We start from the raw sequence: 21,804 nt of genomic DNA on the forward strand, positions 1-21,804 counted from the left end.
CCGGCATGCTTTTGGCCGGGATCCACACCACTGCGGTGGATTCCGGCCAAAACGCGCCGGAACGACGAAGGGACGGGAGGCACTCAGGAGGCGATCGTCGATTCCTGCTCGGATTCGGGGGTGGAGCGCATGAACCAGTCGATGATCTCCTCACCGGCGCGGATGCCGGAGGTGCGGGTGACCGTCAGATTGGGGCTGGTCCAGTTGAGCTGCTCGAGTTCGCCGTGCCGGGGGCGGATGGCGGAGTCGGCGGTGCGCAGCATTTCCGCGTCGAGCGCGCCGTCGCCGGCCGCCAGCAGGCGCGCGCCGGGGGCGAGTTCGGCCGATTCCGTCAGGCGGCGGCGGACTTCCGCGACCGCGCGGGATTTGCAGACCGCCAGCGGCATGGTGTAGATCTTGCGGCCCTGCTGGGAGGCGGACCAGCCGCGCGGACGGCACCAGGCATCCCATTCGGCGAGGAAATCGGCCGGCACCGCCTTGGGCTTGACGACCAGATAGCAGAAGAGATGATCCGCGATCCGGAACTTGCTGACGAAGGAATCGTCTATGCGGGACCGCAATTCGGCGCTGACCTCGGACAGGGTGGCGGAGGTGGAGCGCACCTCGGCGTCGAGGTCGATGCGCCAGCGCATATCGGGAATGCCATTGACCAGGATATTGCCCCCATTGCTGGTGACGGCGTACCGCCAGGGGGCGCCGGGTAGTCGAATCCGGTTGAACTGCTTGATGGTTCGCGTCGTGGTGGGAATGACCGCGGCCGGTTCGGTGAGGGTCCGCATGCGGTCGGCGGCGGCGATCGTCATGAACGACAGCGGCTCGCCCTCCAGATGCTCCACGCACACCGTCGGCAGTTCGGTGTCGGCGCCGATGGCATTGCGGGAGTAGATCATCGTGCGATCGAGATCGGTCGCGATGAGCGTGCGTCTTCGCGACAGGCGTCTTCGGTCGAGCATTACTTCTTCACGTCCTTGATCAGTCCCATACAGGCGTATGCCAGATCGGGCACGACTTCCACCGGCACCCCGCGCGCCGCGGCCAGCATCCGAATGTGCGCGTGCTCGGGTGCGTCGGCGTCACGCACCAGCACCTTCCACGGCACCCGGCGCAGCAGCACCCGGGTCGTCTCGCCCACACCGGGTTTCACGAAGTTCACGCTGGAGATGCCGTACTCGGCGCGCACCGCCTCCACCGACCTCCAGCCCGCCCAGGTCGGGGAGCGATCGGAATCCCGCACGGCGGCAACATGTTCGGCCACCAGCGGGCGCACGGTGTCGAACTGCGCGCTGACGGCGTCGAGCAGCCTGCCCGACACGTCGTCACCGGCGAGTTCCCGGTAGAACTTCGCGCCGTGGAAATCGCCCGGACCGATCAGCGTGTCGTTCAGCACCGTGCGCGAAACCAGCCCCGACACAGTCGAATTCAGGCAGGCCGAGGCGATCAGGAAGTCATCGCGCGTCCCGTAGGTGCGCACACAGCTGCCCGGATCGGCCAGCACCGCCAACTCGTCGTTGAACCGCGCCCCTCCGGCGGCGTGATACGCGTCCAGGGCCTCGGTGAGTTCCCGGGTGATCGCGCCCTTCCCGGTCCACCCGTCGACGAAGACGATGTCCGCCGCATTGTGATGCCGCGCAAGGTAATCCAGTGCGACCGGATCGATCCCCCGGTCCCGCACGATGGACACCGCATAGTGCGGCACATCCAGCCCGCGCGTGGCCAGCCACCGCCGCATGAGCACTCCGACCGGCGTCCCCGCTCGCGCAAGCGACACCAGCACGACATTCTCACCGCGCTCGGCCACCACGATTTCCGACACGGTCGCCACCGCCAGCGCCAACCGCTCCGCGCTCTCCGCGAGCACCTTGTCGAACAGTTCCCGATAGGCCGCATCCGGCTGATACTCGATCGGCAGCGACTCCGCGTAATGCGCGACCCCCGCCTGAATCCGCGCTTCCCGCTCGGCCACATCGGCTTCCAGATCCGCGTACGACAGATCCTTCAGCAGCCACGCCACCTCATCCGGCGCATACGACCCGAAGTCAGGCCCCCGCAATGGTTCCGGCAATTCGCCACCCCCCGTCATCCCGGCGTGGGTGCCACCCACCGTCATCCCGGCGTGGGTTTGGCCGGGATCCACACTGTCGTCGCCATCCTGGTGCAGTGGATTCCGGCCAAAAGCACGCCGGAATGACGAAGGCCGGTCTCCCTCCTCGCGGTTACGCTGCGCGTGCAATGCCCGCGGGTCGGCTCCCGGCAGAACCGCCAGGACGACGTCGGCCCCCGAAGCGGTCAGTACATCGACGAGGCCACCCGCACCCGTGAGCCGCTCGTTGTCGGCGGGTTCGTCCACGACCACGAGCAGGATCGGATCGACCTCGCTCGGTTCGGGCCAGTGCGCGTTGTAAACGAAGCGAGGCGCTTCGTCGTCGAATTCGGGTGCGATGAACCGGAATCCGCGACGCAGCGGGTAGCCCGGCTCGTCGAGTACATACGCCGGTGAGCGCGTAGTGGTCTGATACCGCGTCGCCACGCCACTGTCCGCGAGCGCCGCCGCCAGCCGCAGCGGCAGGTACATGAGTTCCTCATGCCCCAGCACCACCACCGGGCGCAGCGCGGTCGGCCCATCCTGACCGAAGGCCGCACCCGGCGCACCGGGCTGCGCATCGACGCTGCCCCAGGCCAGCGCATCCAGTTCGCGCCACAGGGTTTCGGTGGTCTGTGCCAGTGCGGCCTCGAAAGCGGGGGCATCGGCGGCGAGAGTGCCGTGCCGGCCGCCCTCGGGAACGTCGCTGGGCCAGGGGAGTTCGATGCGTGCAACGTGGCCGCGCGCGGCGGCGATCGGGTTCAGTTCCGGATCCGGCAGGGCGGCAACGGAATCCACCAGGCCCTCCGGCAGCAGGGTGGAACCGGAGGCCAGGCAGACGGTATCGATGCGCGCGCCGAGTTCGGCAGCGGCGGCTGCGAAGGCGGCCTTGTCCGCCTCGGTGCGCATGTCCACCAGCGAGGCCAGCACGTAATGCGAGCGCGGCAGGAATTCGTTCAGGGCGCGGATGGCGTCGATCGCGGTTGCGCCGGTGGATATTTCGTCGTCGACCAGGATCATGGGCAGGTCGTTGAGGAAGATGCCGGCGGGGGCGGGCTGGAGCAGGTGCGAGGTGGCGTGCGAGTGACCCTCTTCGAAACCGGTGAGGGTTTCGGCGGTGGGGACGTCGCGCCGCGTCGAGTGCAGGTAGCACTCGGCCTCGATGCGGGCCGCCACACAGTGGCCGAGTCCCGTTGCGGTTTCGGCGAATCCGAGCACCACCACCGGTCCGGAGACGACCTCGCGAACCAGGTCACCGAGCCGGTTGCCGGCCTCGATCACGCGGTGCGGGTCGGTGGGCAGGTGCTTGCCGAGCACCGTGGACACCAGCAGGTGCGCCCGGCGCGGGTTGCGACGCAGACCGGGTTCGATGAGCGCGGCAATATCCCAATCAGCTTCCGCCACAAAGGAATTCTCGTGCCGAAGGCCCAGTCCCAATTCGCGGGTAGCCCAGGGCTCGGTGACGGTGGTGCCGTCCGAGCTCGCTCCCGCCACGCCGCTCGTGCGTGTGCTCTCGGCCATCAGGCGACCAGCGCCTTCAGCAGGTCCACGAAGGAGACTCCTTTATTGGTGACGCCGAAAACTCGTGCGCGCAGCAGGGTTTGGCGGGCCCAGCTGCGGTGCGGCTTCATCTCGTTCATCTTGTTGCGGTATTCGGAGGCGGCCACTCCCCCGGCTTCGCCGCCGAGCACATCGAGGGCGTCGGAGTATTCCTCGTGCGTCACCACCGACATGGCGTGCACGACCGATACGTGCGAGGGGTGGATCACCGTCTTGCCGTGGATGCCGTTGGCCCGGTCCAGCGCGATCTCCCGCAGCAGCCCGTCCAGATCCCGGCTGACCAGGTATTCGCGGAACGGCACGGCGTCGACCTCGGCGAACGGTGAGGTGCGCAGCAGCGGCCGGAACATGCGCTCGTGGTCGGCGAAGTACTCCCACACCGGTCCGGTGATGGTGAAGCCGGTGCCGTCGGTGCGGCCGAGGTAGTTGACGATGTCGGCGATGACGTCGGCGACCACGCGCACGTCGTAGATGGTGAGGTCGCGGTCGCGGCGGATGCCGAAGGTGGAGCACATGTCGGTGGCGCCGATGCGCACGGCCAGGATGCGGTCGCGGTGCTGGGTGAGCATGTCCTGGATGCGATGCAGTTCCAGGTCCCGCGTCTGCCGGTGCACCAGCGACGGCGATTCGAGCACGGGCATGCCGAAGACGGTGCGGCCCAACCGTTCCGAGGCCGCTTCGAGCGCGTCGAGGTATTTCGCGCCGGACACGCTGTCGAATTTGGGGAAGACGAATCCGGTGAGCACGCGCGCCCCGGGCCCGATCCAGTCGATGATCTCGCCGATGGTGTCGGCATCGCGCACGCGCACGAACAGCAGCGGATACAGGCCGGTGCTCTCGCCGAGTTCGTCCAGGGTGGCCACGGCCTGGCGTTTCCCGAATTCCAGGTCGTCGTCGGCGACGGCGTCCTCGAGGTCGATGACCATGGAGCACACGCCGGTTTCGGCGCGGCGCACGATGGTGGCGGTGAGGTCGGGGCGGGTGGCGGGCACGTAGAGGGTGGCGCCGAGGGCCATGGCGACCAGTTCGCGGTCGGTGAGGTCGCCGAGCGGTTCGGGGGCGCGGTGGAACAGCAGGCGTAGCTCCGGGCCCGGTACCTGCCGGTGGTGGCGCATGGGTAGGCGCTTGTGCAGCGATACCTTCGGCTGCGATACGGGGGCGAACAGGCCCGGATCGGTGGTGACGACTCCGGTCATCGGCCCCCATCCTTCCTAACTAGTCGGTCGGTTTATCTATCTGTGTTTCGCATCCGTTCGACAACACCCGCGACGAAATTCGAGATGGCATCCAGTTCGGACACGTAGGCCCAGTAGTCCGGGTGCCGGCCCTCGAGGTGGCCGGTCACCCGATCCAAGCGTTCGGCCTGGGCATCCAGTACCGAACCCCATTCGGCGACGAGGCCGTTGTTCACGGCCAGCATCTGCGCGTCCCGCAGTTTGAATCGAACGGCTTTGGCTTTGTCCTGTGGCTTGTCACGGACCTCTCGCAGCAGGGCAAGCCGGTCGGTGATGGCGTCGGCCTGTTCCTCGGCGGCGGCGAGGTGCGCGCGGGCGGATGTGGTCAGCTCGAGTGTTTGCTCCGGGTCGTTGTTCTGCAATGCGGCCCGGGCTCGGGACAGCTCCGCCGCGGCGGCGTCCACGGCTCGGTGGGCTTGCTGCCCATTGTTGGTCAAATCCGACGAACTCGCAGCGTTGAACTCCCGGAGCAGGGTGGACATGGCGGGTCCGGTCCGCTCCAGCCGGTGCTGCGCCGCGGCTAGTCGAGTCGCGGCCGAGGATAGTGCGGTGCTTGCCGAATGCTGTTTGCCGGGAGCATCTTCCAGGGCCCTTGACAGTTCGCGGGTGAGTGCTTCCAGCCGGGTCGCGGCCTCCCGCACCGCACCCGTGGCACCCCCCGCGACCGCACCCTCGAGTGTGATCAGTCCCTCATCGACGGCGGCCGTCGCGCGCCGGATCGACGGGTATCCCGCGTACGGCGACGCCTCCGCCGCCTGCCGCGTCTCCCCCGCCGCGGCCCGGACCTGGGCCGCCAATTGCGGCACCGTGTTGTACACGGCGACCGCGTGCTCCAGATGCGCCTGATTACCCCGATAGAACCGATCGACCCCGCCCGCGGCCTCGCCCAGCCGCCGCACGATCGTGTCGATCTCCTGCTGCGGCACCGTCGTGTCGTCGCGTTCGGCCTGGTCGAGCCGCTCGTTCAAGGCCAGATACGCCCCCGCGGCGTCATAGCAGCGGGCCCGCACCGGCTCCCACTGCGCCGCCATCCCCTTCTCCGGGAACATCTGCGCGGAGGCCGCCACGGCCGTCTCGGCGATGCTCTGCCGGGTATCCATATCCAGGAAGGCGGCCGTCAGCGTCTGCCGGGCCTGTTGCACCCATTCGTTGTTCCGCGCGCTCCCCCGGAACCATCCGCGTCTACGGCCTGCCACGCCCCGATGTTAGGAGACTGTTCACGCCGGAGGCGACTGTCGCGATCCCTCCGGTGACATGTCGCGTGACAGGCTTGTCCCGTCCATGTCCTCGGTTTGTTCCTGCACAAGGTCCGCGAAAGCTACTAGGGTCGAGGTAAGCGGACCCGGCAATTCGGACATGCCGCGATACAGCAACGCTAGAAACACTTTCCAACGGAAGGGATTCCCGCATGGGTGTCAGTTTGTCCAAGGGCGGCAATGTTTCGCTGACGAAGCAGGCTCCGAACCTCACGGCCGTGGCCGTCGGCCTGGGCTGGGATGTGCGGACCACCACCGGGACCGACTTCGACCTGGACGCGAGCGCGATCGCGACCGGCGCCGACAAGAAGGTCGTGTCGGACAAGCACTTCGTCTTCTTCAACAACCTGTCCTCCCCGGAAGGCAGCATCGTCCACGCCGGCGACAACCGCACCGGTGAGGGCGAGGGCGACGACGAGGTCATCAATGTCGACCTGGCCAACACGCCGCCGACCATCGAGTCCATCTTCTTCCCGGTCTCGATCTACGACGCCGAAACCCGCAGCCAGTCCTTCGGCCAGGTCCGCAACGCCTACATCCGCGTCGTCGACCAGGCCAACGGCGCCGAGCTCGCCCGCTACGACCTGTCCGAGGACGCCTCGACCGAGACCGCCATGGTCTTCGGCGAGCTGTACCGCAACGGCGCCGAGTGGAAGTTCCGGGCCATCGGCCAGGGCTACGCCTCCGGCCTGTCGGGCATTGCACGCGACTACGGCGTCAACGTCTAGCAGTTTCGCTCCACGCCGAGGGGGCTCGGATCGACCGGGCCCCCTTCGGCATACTCACCCCCGACAACCGTCGCCCGATATCACTCATGAAAGGCCATAGCCGGTGCGAATATTCGGCCTCTCCATAGCTGTCACGGTCGTGTCTTTGATCGTGGCGGCCGCGTATGGCGCCCAAGGCTCCATGGGCGCACTGAAGGCGCTCGCACTGTGCGCCATTCTGGGCATCCTCGAGGTGTCGCTGTCCTTCGACAACGCCGTCATCAACGCCACCGTGCTGCAGCGGATGAGCGAGTTCTGGCAGAAGATCTTCCTCACCATCGGCGTGCTGATCGCCGTCTTCGGTATGCGCCTGGTCTTCCCGCTCGCCATCGTGTGGATCACCGCGGGGCTGAACCCCAAGGAAGCCCTCGACCTGGCGCTGAACCCGCCCACCGACGGCAGCCCCACCTACGAAAGCCTGCTCACCGCGGCACATCCGCAGATCGCGGCCTTCGGTGGCGCGTTCCTGCTGCTGCTGTTCCTGAACTTCATCCTCGAAGAGCACGAGATCACCTGGCTCAGCTGGCTGGAGAAGCCGCTGGCCAAGCTCGGCAAGCTGGACATGCTCGCGGTGGTGCTGACCCTGGTCGCCATCGTGCTGGCCGCCGAATTCGCCGCCTCCGAGGAGGAGCGCTCCACGGTGCTGCTGGCCGGCATCCTGGGCGCGGTCACCTACATCGTGGTCGACGGCCTCGGATCCATGTTCCACACCGAGGAAATGGTCGAGGAGGCCGAGCACGCCGGACCGTCGGAACTGGCCAAGGCCACCGGTAAGGCAGGCTTCTTCCTGTTCCTGTACCTGGAAGTCCTCGACGCGTCGTTCTCCTTCGACGGCGTCATCGGCGCGTTCGCCATCACCTCCGACCCGATCATCATCGCGCTGGGCCTGGGCCTGATCGGCGCCATGTTCGTCCGGTCCATCACGGTGTACCTGGTGCGCAAGGGCACGCTCTCGGAGTACGTGTACCTGGAGCACGGCGCGCACTGGGCCATCGGCGCGCTGGCGGTCATCCTGCTTGTCTCGATCGGCCCGCACGTGCCCGAACTGGTCACCGGTCTCATCGGCGTCGGCTTCATCGGCGCGGCCTTCATCGCCTCCATCCTGCGCAACAAGCGCGAGGGCGGCGAGGAGAGCATCGAACTCGAGAAGGAAACCACACCGGTCGGCTGAACAGCCGAGTAGTGTGGTCGGCGAAGATACGCCGACTTCCCGCGCCCGCCACGAGAATTCGCGGCGGGCGCGGGTCGTTTCGGAACCTCTTTCGAAAGCCTGTGTGCAGAACCCTGGGGAGGGAGTTCGATCATGACCTATCAGCAGCCCGGCGGCGTGAATCTCGGCAAGGTGACCCTGGACAAGGCGACCCCGTCGGTCAGCCTCACCAAACCCGGTGACCGCCAAGGCGTCATGCGGGTGAACCTGAACTGGTCGCAGGGGGTCAAGCGCGGACTGTTCCGCCGCTCCAATGCCGTCGACCTGGACCTCGGCTGCCTGTGGGAGCTCAACGACGGCCGCAAGGGCGTCATCCAGGCCCTGGGCAACAGTTTCGGCAATCTGCAGGCCCCGCCCTACATCCAGCTCGACGGCGACGACCGCAGCGGCTCGTCCACCGGCGGCGAGAACATGCACATCAATCTGGATCAGCCGGACTTCTTCCGCCGCATCCTGATCTTCGCCTACATCTATGAGGGCGTACCGAACTGGGCCTCGGCCGACGGCGTGGTGACCCTGTTCCCCACCGCCGGACCCCAGGTCGAGGTCCGGCTGGACTCCCCCGTCAACGACGCCCGCTCGTGCGCGGTCGCCCTGCTGGAGAACATCGGCGGCGGACTCCAGGTGCGGCGAGAAGTGCAGTACATCAACGGAAGTCAGAGCGCCATCGACCGCGCCTACAACTGGGGCCTGAACTGGACCCCCGGTCGCAAGTAATTCACAGCATGCGGCGCGGCGCGATCATGTGCCGCGCCCGCCACACCGACACCCGCGACCACACCGCCTGCTGAATCGCGAGCGTGGCCCAGCCCGCCAGAGCCATCCCGGCGATGTTCAGGAACAGCTGCGCGACACTGCCCCACACCGTGGAACCGTCCAGGAACGCCACGCCCAGCGCGATATTGCCAGCGGCGGGCACCGTCGTCACCGAGATGAAAACCCCGGCCAGGCCCAGGGCTTTCGCCGAGGTGATGGCCAGCACGCCCGCCGCTCCCGCGACCACCGCGACAATGAACGACCACTTGTCGGGCGTGTAGATGAAGGCCGTGCCCGGCCGCGGCCCGTCGATGTCCTCGAGGGTGATCCAGCCCAGCCCGCGGGCGATGATCGCCAGCACCAGCGTCAGCGCGATCGCCACCACGAAACCCACCACCAGGGTGCGAAGCGCCAACTGCAACAGGGTGAATCGCCGTCGCACCAGCGCCACACCCAGCGCGGCGATCGGGCCGAACTCGGGCCCCAGCACCATCGCGCCGACCACCAGAATCGGCGCGTCGGTGATGATGGCGATACTGGCGATGATGGTGGCCAGCGTCATGAAACTCAGGTAGGTCCAATTGAGTTCGGTGTCGTCGTAGGCGCGCTGGGCGACCTCGGCCCACACCACGGCATCCGAACTACTGCCGGGCGTGCGGATCTCCGCGTCGAAAGCCCTGCGGGACAACCAGGTATCGACCCGCTCGAGTTCGACACTGCCCTCCTGATGCACCCGCATGGCACGCAACTGCTGCACGATGTCGTTCGCGCCCTCCCGCGCGACCTGCGCGGTGATCATGTCGCCGGGCGGGCACACCCCCACCCCGCGGAACACCGCCAGCCCGGACACCGCCTCGTCGCAATCGAGAATGCCGAGGATGTCGTCGGTCATCTTGTCCGGAGCCATGATCCGAAGGTGCAGCATGGGGACAGTCTGCACGGCTCGCGCCGCGGTAGCGGGTTATCGGCCGGGCACCGGCGCGGATGTCGTGTCCCGGGCGATCCCGGCGAGCGCGTTGAAAGGGTAGAGCTCCACGAATTCCCTACGTGCGGCGCCGAATCCGCGCACCCGCGGCTCGGCCCACAGGAACACGAAGAAGAACACCACCAGCAGCGCGGCCCGGCCCCACACGCCGAACAGCACGATGTTCTCCTCCACCTCGGCCGGATAACCGGAGCCGAGCGCGTAGAAGTAGCGGAACACCCCGATGCCGATGGCGGCGTCGGCCAGCAGGTACACCGCGATCAGCGGCCAGCGCACCCGCAACAGCACCAGGAACGGAATCAGCCACAGCGTGTACTGCGGCGAATGCACCTTGTGGAACAACAGGAATCCACACAGCATGGCGCCGCTCACGCCGATCCACGGAAAGCCGCCGGTGGCCAGATACCGCCTGCACCCCAGCCACACCGCGAGCCCGAACGACACCAGGATGAGCAGCGGCGAAATCGTCGACACCAGATCCTGGAACGCCTGCTCACCATGCTCGGAGGCGTCGAACATGGGCCGCAGTCCCCAGTACCAGATGGAGTTGGTGGTGATGTCGGCCTGCCGCAACTGCTGGAAGGTGATCGACGCCCGCCAGCCGTCGTAGCCGGCGACCGCGAACGGCAGATTGATCGCCACCACGGTGCCGATCGCGGCCAGGGCCACCGAGACCGCGCCGCTCACGTCGAAGCGCCGTTCCTCGCTCGGATATTCGTCCTGCTCACCGAGGAGCACGTAGATCATCAAGGGAAGCACGAAGATTCCCGGATACAGCTTCAGGCAGAAGCCGACACCCAGCAGCACCGCGGCCGCGATTCCCCTGGCGCGCAACGAATACCGGGTCAGCGCGGTCATCACATAGAACGCCGCCACCGCCGTGCAGACCACCGGCAGTTCCCAATTGTGGAAGGCGTACAGCACCAGCGGCGGGCCCGCCGCCCACAGGAAGGCCGCGCGTCCCGCCATCCGGCCCAGCATCCACGCCGTCAGCAGCGCGAACGGGGCCAGCAGCAGTGCGGTGTCGAACAGGAACATGGCGTCGTTGTCCGCGCCGAGCGCACCCGCCCACATGAACAGTCCGCTCAGCACCGGGTATTCGACCGCACCGCCGGTCAGGTAGCCGTCGGCGGTGATGCCGCCACTCACATAGGGAAAGACATGCTCGTCGATGCCCCGCCCGAGCCACAGGTACTGGATATCCGAGTAGCAGACGCTCGAGTCCTTGATGACGTCGAACTTCAGGCTGCGCCCCGAACTCTCGAACGGGCCTCCCGCGCACCGCGCCTTGTTCAGATATCCGAGGAGCAGCGTGAGCGCGCACACCAGCACACACCAGAACGCCGCCGTCGCATGCCAACCCGCTGCTCCCGCACGACGCCCGGTTTCGGACTCGCGGGAGACGGGTCGGTTCGACATGCGCACCACCCTAGGCGGCAACCCTGCCCGGCGGCTCCCTTTGCCCGGTCGATGGGCTGATTTCACCCCGAGGGTCAGGCGGTTTCACCCCTGGGTCGCGCCCCCTGTAGTCTTGTCGGGTTGCTGACGCAACGAACCCTCCTGCCCACGGAACGTCCGTGGGCCGTTCACAGTCCACAGGAGGTGATGAGGTCCGTGCGTCATTATGAAGTGATGGTTATTCTCGATCCGAGCCTGGACGAGCGCACCGTCGGCCCGAACCTGAACAACATGCTTGGTGTTGTCGGGTCCGAGGGCGGCAAGGTCGACAACGTCGACATCTGGGGCCGCCGTCGTCTGGCTTACGAGATCAACAAGCAGGCCGAGGGCATCTACGCGGTGGTCACGCTGACCGCCGAGTCCGCGACCGTCAGCGAGCTCGATCGCCAGCTGGGTCTGAACGAGTCGGTGCTGCGCACCAAGGTGCTGCGCCTCGACAAGAAGTAAGTCCAGTTCTCCCGCACGTGCACACGTTGAACGTCGGTCCCTTTCTCTAGGCTGACTGACAACAGACGCGTGCACTGCGGACTGCACCGGAGTAGCAGGAGGAACCATGGCAGCAGGCGACACGGTCATCACCGTCATCGGAAACTTGACGGCCGACCCCGAGCTTCGATTCACGCCCGCGGGCGCAGCGGTTGCGAACTTCACCGTCGCATCCACTCCCCGTGTGTTCGACCGTAATTCGAATGAATGGAAAGACGGCGAAGCGCTTTTCTTGCGCTGCAACATCTGGCGGGAAGCTGCGGAGAATGTCGCTGAAAGCCTGACCCGGGGCTCGCGAGTCATCGTGAGCGGACGACTGAAGCAGCGCTCCTACGAAACCCGTGAGGGTGAGAAGCGCACGGTCGTCGAGCTCGAGGTCGACGAGGTCGGTCCCTCCCTGAAGTACGCGACCGCGAAGATCAACAAGACCACCCGTGGCGGTGGCGGCGGAGGCTTCGGCGGTGGCGGCGCCCAGCAGGGCGGCGGCAACTTCTCCGGTGGCGGAAGTGGCGGAGGTCGTGGCGGCCAGAGCGCCGGCGACGACCCGTGGGGCAGCGCACCCGCGGCCGGCTCCTTCGGGGGCGGCCAAATGGACGACGAACCGCCGTTCTAGACAACGGCTTTCATATGAGCTCTCCTCCAGGCTGGGCTCGCGAAATTACGGAGTAAGACCATGCCCAAGGCACCGGCACGCGAAAAGGTGCTCAAGAAGAAGGCCTGCACCTTCTGCAAGGAAGACAAGGCCGGCAAGAAGAACAACACGGCAGGCGCCAAGATCGATTACAAGGACACCACCTTGCTGCGCAAGTACGTGTCCGATCGTGGCAAGATCCGCGCTCGCCGGGTGACCGGCAACTGCGTTCAGCACCAGCGCGACATCGCCGTGGCCGTCAAGAACTCGCGTGAGGTGGCCCTGCTGCCCTACGTGTCCACCGCTCGCTGAGAAGGGAAGGCACAGCAATGAAGCTCATCCTCACCGCTGATGTCGACAACCTCGGTGCGCCCGGCGACACCGTGGAGGTCAAGGACGGCTACGGCCGTAACTTCCTGCTGCCCCGCGGTCTGGCGATCGTTGCCACCCGTGGCGCGCAGAAGCAGGTCGAGGGCATCCGCCGGGCGCAGGACGCCCGCAAGGTGCGCGACCTGGACCACGCCAACGAGCTGAAGCAGGCCATCCAGGGCCTGGAGTCGGTCTCCCTGTCGGTGAAGACCGCGGGCACCGGCAAGCTCTTCGGTTCGGTCACCACCGCCGACGTCGCGGCCGCCCTCAAGGCTGCCGGCGGCCCGGTCGTCGACAAGCGCAGCATCGAGCTGCCGAAGGCGCACATCAAGACCACCGGCAAGCACGGTGTCGTGGTGCATCTGCACCCGGATGTGGCCGCCAAGTTCGACCTGCAGGTCAACGCCGCCGAGTAATTCGGTATGGATCGGAGGCTGTTCTCGTGCTCGGGAACGGCCTCCGATTCTGTTTGCCAGGGTGTTGATCGCAGGTTGTGGATTACGCAGTGGGCCAATCACTCCCGCTGTGCCGCAGGTCACCTGCCGGTTCGGCGCTGTTCACCCAACACGCCCGAAAGGGCATGTCCAGCGACACGCCGCACCGGATTGATCCACAGTTGCACACAGTGAGAAATAGCCCACTACCTGCTGCTCGACCAGCACTGACGACTGTTGTCCCCAACCTATTCACAGGGGGTGCACAACAGTTGGTGAACAACACCCAGTTTGTCCACAGATGTGTGCACAGCTCGGTTTGGCGGGTCCCCGCACGGTCGCCTAGGTTCGCATGACGGGTTTGCCGAACCTTGTGCCGCAACCGGATTCCGCCGCCGCGTCGCTGCCTGAACCTGTCGGTGCACAGGCGTAGAAACAAGACGTCGGACCGGGCGCGAGAAGAGAGGACGGTCGAGCCGTATGGCAGTCATCGACGATCGCGGCCACAACGACGACGGCCCCGCCGAATACCCCGACGCCCCCGGCGAAGACTTCGGGCGCCAGCCCCCACACGACATGGCGGCGGAACAGTCCGTCCTCGGCGGCATGCTCCTGTCCAAGGACGCCATCGCCGACGTCATCGAGGTGGTCCGCCCCGGCGACTTCTACCGCCCCGCCCACCAGGCCGTCTACGACGCCATCCTCGACCTCTACGGCCGCGGCGAACCCGCCGACCCCGTAACAGTTTCCGCCGCCCTGGACCGCAAGGGCGAGCTGAAGCGCATCGGCGGCCCGCCCTACCTCGTCACCCTGACCCAAACGGTCCCCACCGCAGCCAACGCCGGCTACTACGCCGAAATCGTCGCCGAGAAGGCGATCCTGCGCCGATTGGTGGAGGCGGGCACCCGAATCGTCCAATTCGGCTACGCCGGCGCCGACGGCCAAGACGTAGCCGAGGTCGTAGACCGAGCCCAGGCCGAAATCTACGAGGTCACCGAACGCCGCTCCTCCGAAGACTTCGTCCCCCTGGAGGAAATCCTCCAGCCCACCATGGACGAACTCGACTCCATCGCCTCCCGAGGCGGCATCTCCCTCGGCGTCCCCACCGGCTTCACCGAACTCGACGAACTCACCAACGGCCTGCACGCGGGTCAGATGATCATCGTCGCGGCGCGACCCGGTGTTGGAAAGAGCACGCTTGGTATGGATTTCATGCGGAGCTGCTCGATCAAGCACGGCCTCGCCAGCGTTATCTTCTCCCTCGAAATGAGCCGCACCGAAATCGTCATGCGTCTGCTATCGGCCGAGGCGAAAATCAAACTGGGCGATATGCGTTCGGGGCGGATGAGTGATGACGACTGGAGCAGACTGGCCCGTCGAATGAGTGAGATCAGTGAGGCTCCGCTGTTCGTGGATGATTCACCGAACCTCACAATGATGGAAATTCGGGCAAAAGCACGACGATTGAAACAACGCCACGATCTTCGGCTTGTTGTTGTAGACTACTTGCAGCTGATGACCTCCGGAAAGAAGGTCGAGTCTCGACAGCAGGAAGTTTCAGAATTCTCACGAAGCCTGAAACTCTTGGCTAAAGAGCTTGAGGTTCCGGTTATTGCGATTTCGCAGCTCAACCGTGGTCCTGAGCAGCGAACTGATAAGCGCCCGATGGTGTCCGATTTGCGTGAGTCGGGATCGCTGGAACAAGATGCTGACATGGTCATTCTTTTGCATCGGCCGGATTCAATCGAGCGCGACGATCCTCGCGCCGGCGAGGCAGATATTATTGTCGGCAAGCATCGAAATGGACCTACTGCAACGATTACCGTTGCACATCAGCTGCATTTGAGTCGATTCGTCGATATGGCCCGCGGTTAAGAGAAAAATTCGAGAGTTTCTCGATATGATTCGAACATGCATTCGATGCGAATCCTTCGGGCGGACACGGGACGTGAAGTAGCGGTCAGCGAGCTGGCCGGCAGTATCACGCAGATGGAGGTTTGGTCGCTGGCTGCTCGCCTGCGAATGGTCGCGCGACCGATCACCCTTTCATTCGCGGGACGTACGGCCTTCTCTCGGCTTCGCTTCGCGTCCGGACTCGAGATCGAGTTGCCGCCACACACTCAGCTACTGACCGTTGACGGTTGGGTACCGGTCGACAGCCTCGAAATCGAAAGCCGTGTCGCGGTTCCTCGTTGGATTCCGGAGCCGACCCACGCTGCGGAAATGGCCGACGCCGAGGTGATTCTGTTGGCACACATGATCGGTGATGGATCCTGCGTCAAAGGGCAGCCGATCCGCTATGCCAGCATCGACGAGGAAAACCTCACAGCAGTGACGGATGCGGCAACACACTTCGGCGTCACTGCAATACGTGACGAGTACGCCGCTGCCAGGGTCACCACCCTGCGCTTGCCCGCACCCTATCGACTGGCGCGCGGGCGGCGGAATCCGATCGCTGCCTGGCTCGACGAACTGGGTCTGTTCGGACTGCGCAGTTATGAGAAGTTCGTACCTGAACCCGTTTTCACGCTGCCGACGGATCAAGTCGCGCTCTTTCTTCGTCATCTGTGGGCCACGGACGGCTCGATTCGTTGGGATGAGCGCGGACGCCAAGCCAAGATCTACTACGCGTCCACCAGCCTCCGCCTTATCCGTGATGTTGTTCAACTGCTGCTGCGACTCGAGATACATGGACGGATCAAGCGGGCACGCAAGCCCGGCTACCGCGACTGCTGGCATCTGACCATCGACGGGTCGGAGAACCAGCAAACGTTTCTGGAAGACGTAAGCGCTCATGGCGCACGAGGAGTCGCTGGCGAAGCCGTGCTCCTCGAACTCCGGAAAATGACGGCCAACCCGAACGTGGACACCGTTCCCAAGGAGGTTTGGAGCAGGGTTCGAAGCCTGCTCGCGCACTTCGCGGTTGGCCATCGCGAATTCCAGGCCGCCATGGGTAGCCGCTATTGCGGCTCCACAATGTGGAAGTACTCACCCAGCCGTGCTCGCCTCGCCCAGGCAGCCACCATCCTGCAGGCTCCCGATCTCACATTGCTGGCGAGGAGCGACATCTTCTGGGATCGGATCGTCGAAATCAGTTCTGCTGGTGAGCAAGACATCTACGACACCCGAGTGGAGGGGACACACAATTTCGTCGCTCACGGGGTTCTGGTGCACGACTCGACGGAGCCCGCTGCCATGGTCAGGTGGTGAGCGGGGGTGCGGGGGATTGGTTAGCATCTTCGGGTGACCAGCGGCACCATCACCGAGGCGGAGAGGGCCGGGGCTGCGATCTACGGCTATCGGGCGCTTCGCATCTATGACTTTGTTGTGCTTCGGGTTTCGAACTCGCTGGTGTGGCGGTGCCCGAGTCGGCGGATGCTGGCGAGCTATGACGCTCAGGTGTCGGGGGATCATCTGGATATCGGGCCTGGGTCGGGGTGGTTTTTGCGGGAGGCGCGGTTTCCGGTGGGGGAGACCGCGGTGACGCTGGTGGATTTGAATCCCGCTGCGCTGGAGATGAGTACGCAGCGGTTGCTGGGGCGGGGGATCGAGCCGTCCTGCCGGATCGGGAGTGTGGTGCGGCCGTTGCCTGTCGAGCGGCGGTATCGGTCGGTGGCGGCGAATCTGGTGATGCACTGTGTGCCTGGGGGTTGGGCGGAGAAGGGGGTGGCGTTTCGGCATATTGCCGATGTGATGGCTGCGGATGGGGTGTTTTTCGGGAGTACGGTGCTGGCGCGCGGGGTGCGGCAGCATCCGGTGGCGCGGTGGCTGATTCGGTTCTACAACCGGGCTGGGGCCTTTCAGAATGCGAGTGATGATCGGGCCGGGTTGGAGGCGGCGTTGCGGGGTGCGTTCGCGGAGGTGAAGGTGGTTGTGGTCGGGTCGGTGGCGTTGTGGGAGGCCCGGGCGCCACGCGGGGCGGCGGAGGTCTAGGCGGGCCGGTGCCTTCGGTCCACGGTGCCCGGATCGCGGACGGCTCGCCGAGGGCGCGAGTTAGGGTCGCGGGGTGAGTTTCGCGGTGCGCGTGGATATTGCGGGTGCGGTCCGGATTGTGAAGACCGCCGCGAGATTCGGGTGGGTGTGGGACGCGGGGGATGTGCGGGGGTTCGCGCGGCAGTTGGCGTGGGCGGCGCCGCAGCCGGTGGGGACCATGCGCAGGGGGGCGTTGTTCTCGCGGACGGGTTTGGGGGTGTGGTGGGATTCGGTGATGTTCTGGGGGAACGGTCATGGTCTCGGCTATGTGCGCGTGACTGTTTCGGATTGTCTGGGGCCGGGGGAGTTCGGGTCGGCGGAACTGTTGCGGGGCGCGCTGGAGAAGCTGACGGCCCGGTTCACCGAGCTATGGGGCGAGCCGGAGAGTGGCGGGGCGGGGCCGGAGTCCGGTCCCGCGTGGGTGTTTCCGAGCGTGGTGGCGGGTTTGGCGCTGGGTCCGGCGACGGTGGATCTGCTGCTGGTGAGTCCCGCGGAGCAGAAGTATTGGCGGGACCGGAAATACGGTGCCGCGCGCGCTCGGACGGGACTGGGAGCGTGGGGCCGGTTCGCGGAGGATCTGGCCGGTTATGTGGAGGCGCTGCCGCCGGAGTCGATTCTGGTGCTGAGTGCCCGGGGCGGCCGCTATGTGCAGTTCTCCACCGATGAGGAGCATCTGCACGGCGAGTTGAGCCGCAGTGAATTCGTCGATCCGACTTGGCGTTACGGCGAGGAGACGGGTGCGGCGCTGCGTGCGTTGGGCTGGTCGCCGCCACGCGAGTCGAACTGGTGGCGGATCCAGCCGCGTCGGGCCGTGACGCCGGCGGTGAGCCGTTTCGCGGTGGCGGCGGTGGATGGTTTGCGCACGCTCGGGGTCGAGTCTCCGGGTGATCTGTTCGCCGATGCGTGGGTGGAGGGCGGCGACGATCTGGACATCGCGCCGCTGGGCATTCCGCTGAATTCCACGTCCCGTTCCAAGCGGGCCGAGTACCTGCTGCACTATGCCGCCTACCCGGCCGATTCCGAACCGCTGCGCACCGATATTCCCGGCGGCATCGGGATCGCCCGCGCCGCACAGGCTTTCGCGTGGTCGTGGACGCGCGAGGATGCGGAGCGTTTCGCCGGGGCGGCGGGCTGGCGGCCGCAGCGCGCCCCGGCCCCGTCCGCACGCACCACCTGGATGCAGACCGGTTTGCGGGTCGACACCCCCACCGCGGTCTTCACTTTCGACGGCGATCGTCTGGAGTCGATCTGTGTAACCCTCAGCGACAGCATCGAATCCCATCTCTACGAGGACGGTCTGCCCGCCGATGTGCAGGCGCAGCTGACGGCCGCTTTCGCGCGCGCCACCGATGGTTTCCGCACCGATCTGGGCCCGCCGGTGCACGGTGTGCTGTGGCATGCGCACGGCCCGGTGTGGGCGTCGGCGAATCTGCTGCTGGGTCTGGTGGCCGACACCGACACGGTCGATCTGTTCCTGGTGAATCCGGCCGAGCGGGCCCGCCGTCTGATCATCGAGCAGCAGCAGCTGGCGCTGCGGGCCGCGGATCACGAATGGCGGCAGTATCTGGACGATCTGGCCGGGCTCGCGCACGGTCTGGCGCCGGGCTCGCAGTTGATCATCGACAGTCGCGAGCACGGTTTCGCCCGCCTGGACCGCGCCGAGCGGGAGTTGCGGGTGGAGCTGGTGGGCGTCACCGGCCCGCAGCCGCAGCCGCAGGTCGCGGAGGTGATGTTGCGCGATGGCTGGCGGCATCCGGACGAGGTGCGCCCGCGCTGGCGCAATGCCTTGCCGCTGCCGGCACTGCGCCGCGATTTCCGCTGGTTCATGCAGATCGTGCTGTGGCCGCTGCGCACCGAGATGACGCCGGAGACGGAATTGCATGTGCGCGTGGATGGCTGGGATCAGGGCCTGCGCACGCCTCCGATCGGTGCGCCGCTGTCCTGACGGGCCGAGTTTTCCGCCACCGCCTACAGTCGGTGCGGTGAGCGAGAGTGCTGATGTGCGTGCCACGCGGCAGGCGTACGACGAGATGGCCGAGCTGTACTCCGATTTCGTGCATCGCCATCTGGAGTCGAGTCCGTTCGATCGGGCCATGCTGGATGTGTTCGCGGATGTGACGCGCGGTGCGGGCGAGGTGCTGGAGGTGGGCTGCGGTCCGGGCCGTATCGCGGGCTATCTGCATGCGGCGGGGCTGCGGATCTCCGGCTTGGATCTGTCTCCGGAGATGATCCGTATCGCACGAATCGCGCTTCCGCACTTGTCTTTCGAGGTCGGCAACCTGGAGCGGCTGGATCGCCCCGACGCGTCGCTGGCGGGGATCGTGGCCTGGTACTCCCTCATTCACACGCCGCCGGCGCGCATCCCCGCGGTGCTGTCCGAGTTCGCGCGCGTGCTGCGTCCCGGGGCGCATCTGTTGCTCGGCTTCCAGGCGCCGGCGGCGGGACCGTCGGGGCAGAGCTACGACCACAAGGTGGCGACCAGCTACCTGTGGACTCCGGACGCCATGTCGGAGGCGCTGGCGGGCAATGGTTTCCGCGCCACCGCCACGCTGTCCCGGGAGGCGCGCCCGGACGAGCGCACCCCGCAGGGTTACGTCCTGGCCGTACGGCTCTGACTCGCCCCGATACTTCCTGGCTACCGGGACATCGTCTCTCCTGACCGCGCGTCCACGCCTACCCTCGACCGCAGACGAGTGCAGGGAGTTGCGGTGACGGTCTGGAACGAAGAGGTCGATGTGCTGGTCGCCGGTTCGGGCGGTGGCCTGTCCGGCGCCTATACGGCGGCTCGGGAGGGCCTGTCCGTGGCGGTGGTCGAGGCCACCGACAAGTTCGGCGGCACGACGGCGTATTCGGGCGGTGGTGGCGTCTGGTTCCCGTGCAATCCGGTGCTCCGGCGGGCCGGGGTGGACGACACCATCGAGGACGCGCTCGCCTATTTCCGTGCGGTGGTGGGTGATCGCACGCCCGCGGACCTGCAGGAAGCCTATGTGCGTGGCGGCGCGAAGGTGATCGAGTATCTGGAGCGGGACGAGGCGTTCTCGTTCCAGGTGTTCCCGTGGCCGGACTATTTCGGTAGGGCCCCGAAGGCGCGCCTGGACGGAAAGCGCCACATCATCCCCACTCCGCTCCCGGCCGCCGAGCTGGGTGAGCTGAGCACCGCCGTGCGCGGCCCGCTGAGTACCGATCGCCACCGGGCTCCGCAACCGGACTATCTGGTCGGCGGCCGCGCCCTCATCGGTCGCTTCCTGCTGGCACTTGCCAAGTACCCCAACGCTTCGCTGTCGTTGAATTCGCCGCTGGTGGATCTGGTGGTGGAGGACGGCGGGGTCGTCGGCGCGATCGTGGAGCGTGCGGGCGAACGCGTCGCCATCCGCGCCCGCAGGGGAGTCCTGCTCGCGGCGGGCGGTTTCGAGGGCAATGACGAACTGCGACAGCGCTACGGCGTTCCCGGCTGCGCCCGGGACACCATGGGCCCCTGGGGAAATATCGGCCAAGCCCACGAGGCCGGCATCGCCGCCGGAGCCGCCACGGATCTGATGGATCAGGCGTGGTGGTCGCCGGGCCTGATCCACCCGGATGGCCGTGCCGCCTTCGCGCTCTGGTTCACGGGCGGTATTTTCGTGAATCAGCGCGGTGCGCGTTTCGTCAACGAGTCCGCCCCGTACGACCGCCTGGGCCGCGACATCATCGACGCCATGTCCGAAGGCGCTGTCTCCCTGCCCTTCTGGATGATCTACGACGATGCGGAGGGCGCGGTCCCGCCGATCAAGGCGAGCAACGTGCCCATGGTCGACGCGGAACAGTATGTGGCCGAGGGTCTTTGGCACACCGCCGTCACCGTGGAAGAGCTGGCGGCGCTGATCGGTGTCCCCGCGGATGCGTTGTCGGCCACCGTTTCCCGTTTCAACGAGATGGTAGCCGCGGGCGTGGACACCGATTTCGGCCGCGGCGACGAAGCCTACGACCGAGCCTTCTCGAACGGTGCATCTCCGCTGGCCCCGATCGTGAAGGCCCCGTTCCACGCCGCCGCTTTCGGCATCTCGGATCTGGGCACGAAGGGCGGCCTGCGCACCGACACCGCTGCTCGGGTCCTCGACGCCGACGGCGCCGTGATCCCCGGACTGTACGCGGCGGGCAACACCATGGCCGCGGTCAGCGGCACGACCTACCCCGGCGGCGGCAATCCGATCGGGGCGTCGGTTCTGTTCAGCCATCTGGCCGCCTTGGATATGGCCGGTCGCTAGCTTCCGGCCTACCGTGGTCTCATGACACCCGAGAGCGGCGCCACCGCCTGGGTCCCGGACGCCTGCACCCTGCCGACGGTCGAGCAGCCGTTGCGCACACTGGAATTCGCCACGTTGCTCGGTGAGACGGCCCGTCGCGTGCACCGTCGTTCGGCGACCCGTCTGGAGGTGGTCATCCCGGCCGCCGCCGAGTCCGCCGCCCGCGATCTGGCGCGCCGCGAGTCCGAATGCTGTGCTTTCTTCGCCTTCAGTTTCGAGGGCGACGCGGACGACACGGTCATGGGTATCGAGGTTCCGCCCGCCCACAGCGACATTCTGGACGCCATGCAGGCCCGCGCCGCGCGCTGACCCGGTGCGGCGG

20 protein-coding genes are annotated in these 21,804 nt (G+C 66.5%); 14 read left to right on the forward strand and 6 right to left on the reverse strand.

Annotated elements, in window-relative coordinates; translation table 11 throughout:
* Window positions 1-83: 83 nt before the first annotated feature.
* From H0264_RS00670 to H0264_RS00685, 4 genes are all read right to left on the reverse strand, one after another.
* Window positions 84-953, reverse strand: a complete 870-nt coding sequence (locus H0264_RS00670) for an HAD family hydrolase (protein ID WP_181582154.1) — start codon at window positions 951-953, stop codon at window positions 84-86.
* A complete protein-coding gene (locus H0264_RS00675) occupies window positions 953-3,601 on the reverse strand; it encodes a phosphoribosyltransferase domain-containing protein (protein WP_181582155.1) in 2,649 nt (882 codons plus the stop codon). Before H0264_RS00675 ends, H0264_RS00670 begins: the two co-directional genes overlap by 1 nt.
* Window positions 3,601-4,755: an HpcH/HpaI aldolase/citrate lyase family protein gene (locus H0264_RS00680; RefSeq protein ID WP_181585192.1), complete on the reverse strand. Its 1,155-nt coding sequence runs from the start codon at window positions 4,753-4,755 to the stop codon at window positions 3,601-3,603. Before H0264_RS00680 ends, H0264_RS00675 begins: the two co-directional genes overlap by 1 nt.
* 113 nt (window positions 4,756-4,868) lie before the next feature.
* Window positions 4,869-6,071, reverse strand: a complete 1,203-nt coding sequence (locus tag H0264_RS00685; RefSeq protein WP_181582156.1) for a hypothetical protein — start codon at window positions 6,069-6,071, stop codon at window positions 4,869-4,871.
* A 212-nt stretch (window positions 6,072-6,283) separates the two neighbouring features.
* On the opposite strand from H0264_RS00685, the gene H0264_RS00690 reads away from it, so the two are divergent.
* From H0264_RS00690 to H0264_RS00700, 3 genes are all read left to right on the forward strand, one after another.
* A complete protein-coding gene (locus H0264_RS00690) occupies window positions 6,284-6,859 on the forward strand; it encodes a TerD family protein (RefSeq protein WP_181582157.1) in 576 nt (191 codons plus the stop codon).
* 103 nt (window positions 6,860-6,962) lie between these two features.
* Window positions 6,963-8,069: a DUF475 domain-containing protein gene (locus tag H0264_RS00695; protein ID WP_181582158.1), complete on the forward strand. Its 1,107-nt coding sequence runs from the start codon at window positions 6,963-6,965 to the stop codon at window positions 8,067-8,069.
* Window positions 8,070-8,201: 132 nt separating this feature from the next.
* Window positions 8,202-8,825 (forward strand): TerD family protein, encoded by a 624-nt coding sequence (locus H0264_RS00700; RefSeq protein WP_181582159.1) that lies wholly within the window; start codon window positions 8,202-8,204, stop codon window positions 8,823-8,825.
* Window position 8,826: 1 nt separating this feature from the next.
* Here H0264_RS00700 and H0264_RS00705 read toward each other — a convergent pair whose 3' ends face one another.
* Together H0264_RS00705 and H0264_RS00710 are read right to left on the reverse strand one after the other, a co-directional pair.
* Complete coding sequence (locus tag H0264_RS00705) at window positions 8,827-9,789, reverse strand: DUF389 domain-containing protein (protein ID WP_181582160.1); 963 nt, start codon at window positions 9,787-9,789, stop codon at window positions 8,827-8,829.
* A gap of 36 nt (window positions 9,790-9,825) precedes the next feature.
* A complete protein-coding gene (locus H0264_RS00710; RefSeq protein ID WP_181582161.1) occupies window positions 9,826-11,268 on the reverse strand; it encodes a glycosyltransferase family 87 protein in 1,443 nt (480 codons plus the stop codon).
* A gap of 195 nt (window positions 11,269-11,463) precedes the next feature.
* On the opposite strand from H0264_RS00710, the gene rpsF reads away from it, so the two are divergent.
* The 11 genes from rpsF to H0264_RS00765 all read left to right on the forward strand — a co-directional run bounded on the left by rpsF (window position 11,464) and on the right by H0264_RS00765 (window position 21,791).
* Window positions 11,464-11,754, forward strand: coding sequence for a 30S ribosomal protein S6 (gene rpsF / locus H0264_RS00715; protein ID WP_181582162.1), 291 nt, complete (start codon window positions 11,464-11,466; stop codon window positions 11,752-11,754).
* 106 nt (window positions 11,755-11,860) lie between these two features.
* Window positions 11,861-12,406, forward strand: a complete 546-nt coding sequence (locus H0264_RS00720; protein ID WP_181582163.1) for a single-stranded DNA-binding protein — start codon at window positions 11,861-11,863, stop codon at window positions 12,404-12,406.
* 60 nt (window positions 12,407-12,466) lie between these two features.
* Complete coding sequence (rpsR, locus tag H0264_RS00725) at window positions 12,467-12,736, forward strand: 30S ribosomal protein S18 (RefSeq protein WP_181582164.1); 270 nt, start codon at window positions 12,467-12,469, stop codon at window positions 12,734-12,736.
* 17 nt (window positions 12,737-12,753) lie between these two features.
* Entirely contained in the window at window positions 12,754-13,209 is a 456-nt protein-coding gene (gene rplI / locus H0264_RS00730) for a 50S ribosomal protein L9 (RefSeq protein WP_181582165.1), read from the forward strand.
* 498 nt (window positions 13,210-13,707) lie between these two features.
* Window positions 13,708-15,102, forward strand: a complete 1,395-nt coding sequence (dnaB, locus tag H0264_RS00735; protein ID WP_181582166.1) for a replicative DNA helicase — start codon at window positions 13,708-13,710, stop codon at window positions 15,100-15,102.
* 36 nt (window positions 15,103-15,138) lie between these two features.
* Complete coding sequence (locus H0264_RS00740) at window positions 15,139-16,437, forward strand: LAGLIDADG family homing endonuclease (protein ID WP_181582167.1); 1,299 nt, start codon at window positions 15,139-15,141, stop codon at window positions 16,435-16,437.
* Between the two features lie 33 nt (window positions 16,438-16,470).
* A complete protein-coding gene (locus H0264_RS38930; protein ID WP_181582168.1) occupies window positions 16,471-17,160 on the forward strand; it encodes a methyltransferase domain-containing protein in 690 nt (229 codons plus the stop codon).
* A 73-nt stretch (window positions 17,161-17,233) separates the two neighbouring features.
* Window positions 17,234-19,144 (forward strand): DUF6301 family protein, encoded by a 1,911-nt coding sequence (locus tag H0264_RS00750; RefSeq protein ID WP_181582169.1) that lies wholly within the window; start codon window positions 17,234-17,236, stop codon window positions 19,142-19,144.
* Between the two features lie 37 nt (window positions 19,145-19,181).
* On the forward strand, window positions 19,182-19,814 hold the full coding sequence (locus tag H0264_RS00755; protein WP_181582170.1) for a class I SAM-dependent methyltransferase: 633 nt from the start codon (window positions 19,182-19,184) through the stop codon (window positions 19,812-19,814).
* A gap of 93 nt (window positions 19,815-19,907) precedes the next feature.
* Window positions 19,908-21,443 (forward strand): FAD-binding protein, encoded by a 1,536-nt coding sequence (locus tag H0264_RS00760; RefSeq protein WP_181582171.1) that lies wholly within the window; start codon window positions 19,908-19,910, stop codon window positions 21,441-21,443.
* 21 nt (window positions 21,444-21,464) lie between these two features.
* The gene (locus tag H0264_RS00765; RefSeq protein ID WP_181582172.1) at window positions 21,465-21,791 is read left to right on the forward strand and encodes a hypothetical protein; all 327 of its coding nucleotides are present in this window, start codon (window positions 21,465-21,467) and stop codon (window positions 21,789-21,791) included.
* The last annotated feature ends 13 nt before the right edge of the window (window positions 21,792-21,804 follow it).

The organism is Nocardia huaxiensis (genome assembly GCF_013744875.1).
Lineage (GTDB): Bacteria > Actinomycetota > Actinomycetes > Mycobacteriales > Mycobacteriaceae > Nocardia > Nocardia huaxiensis.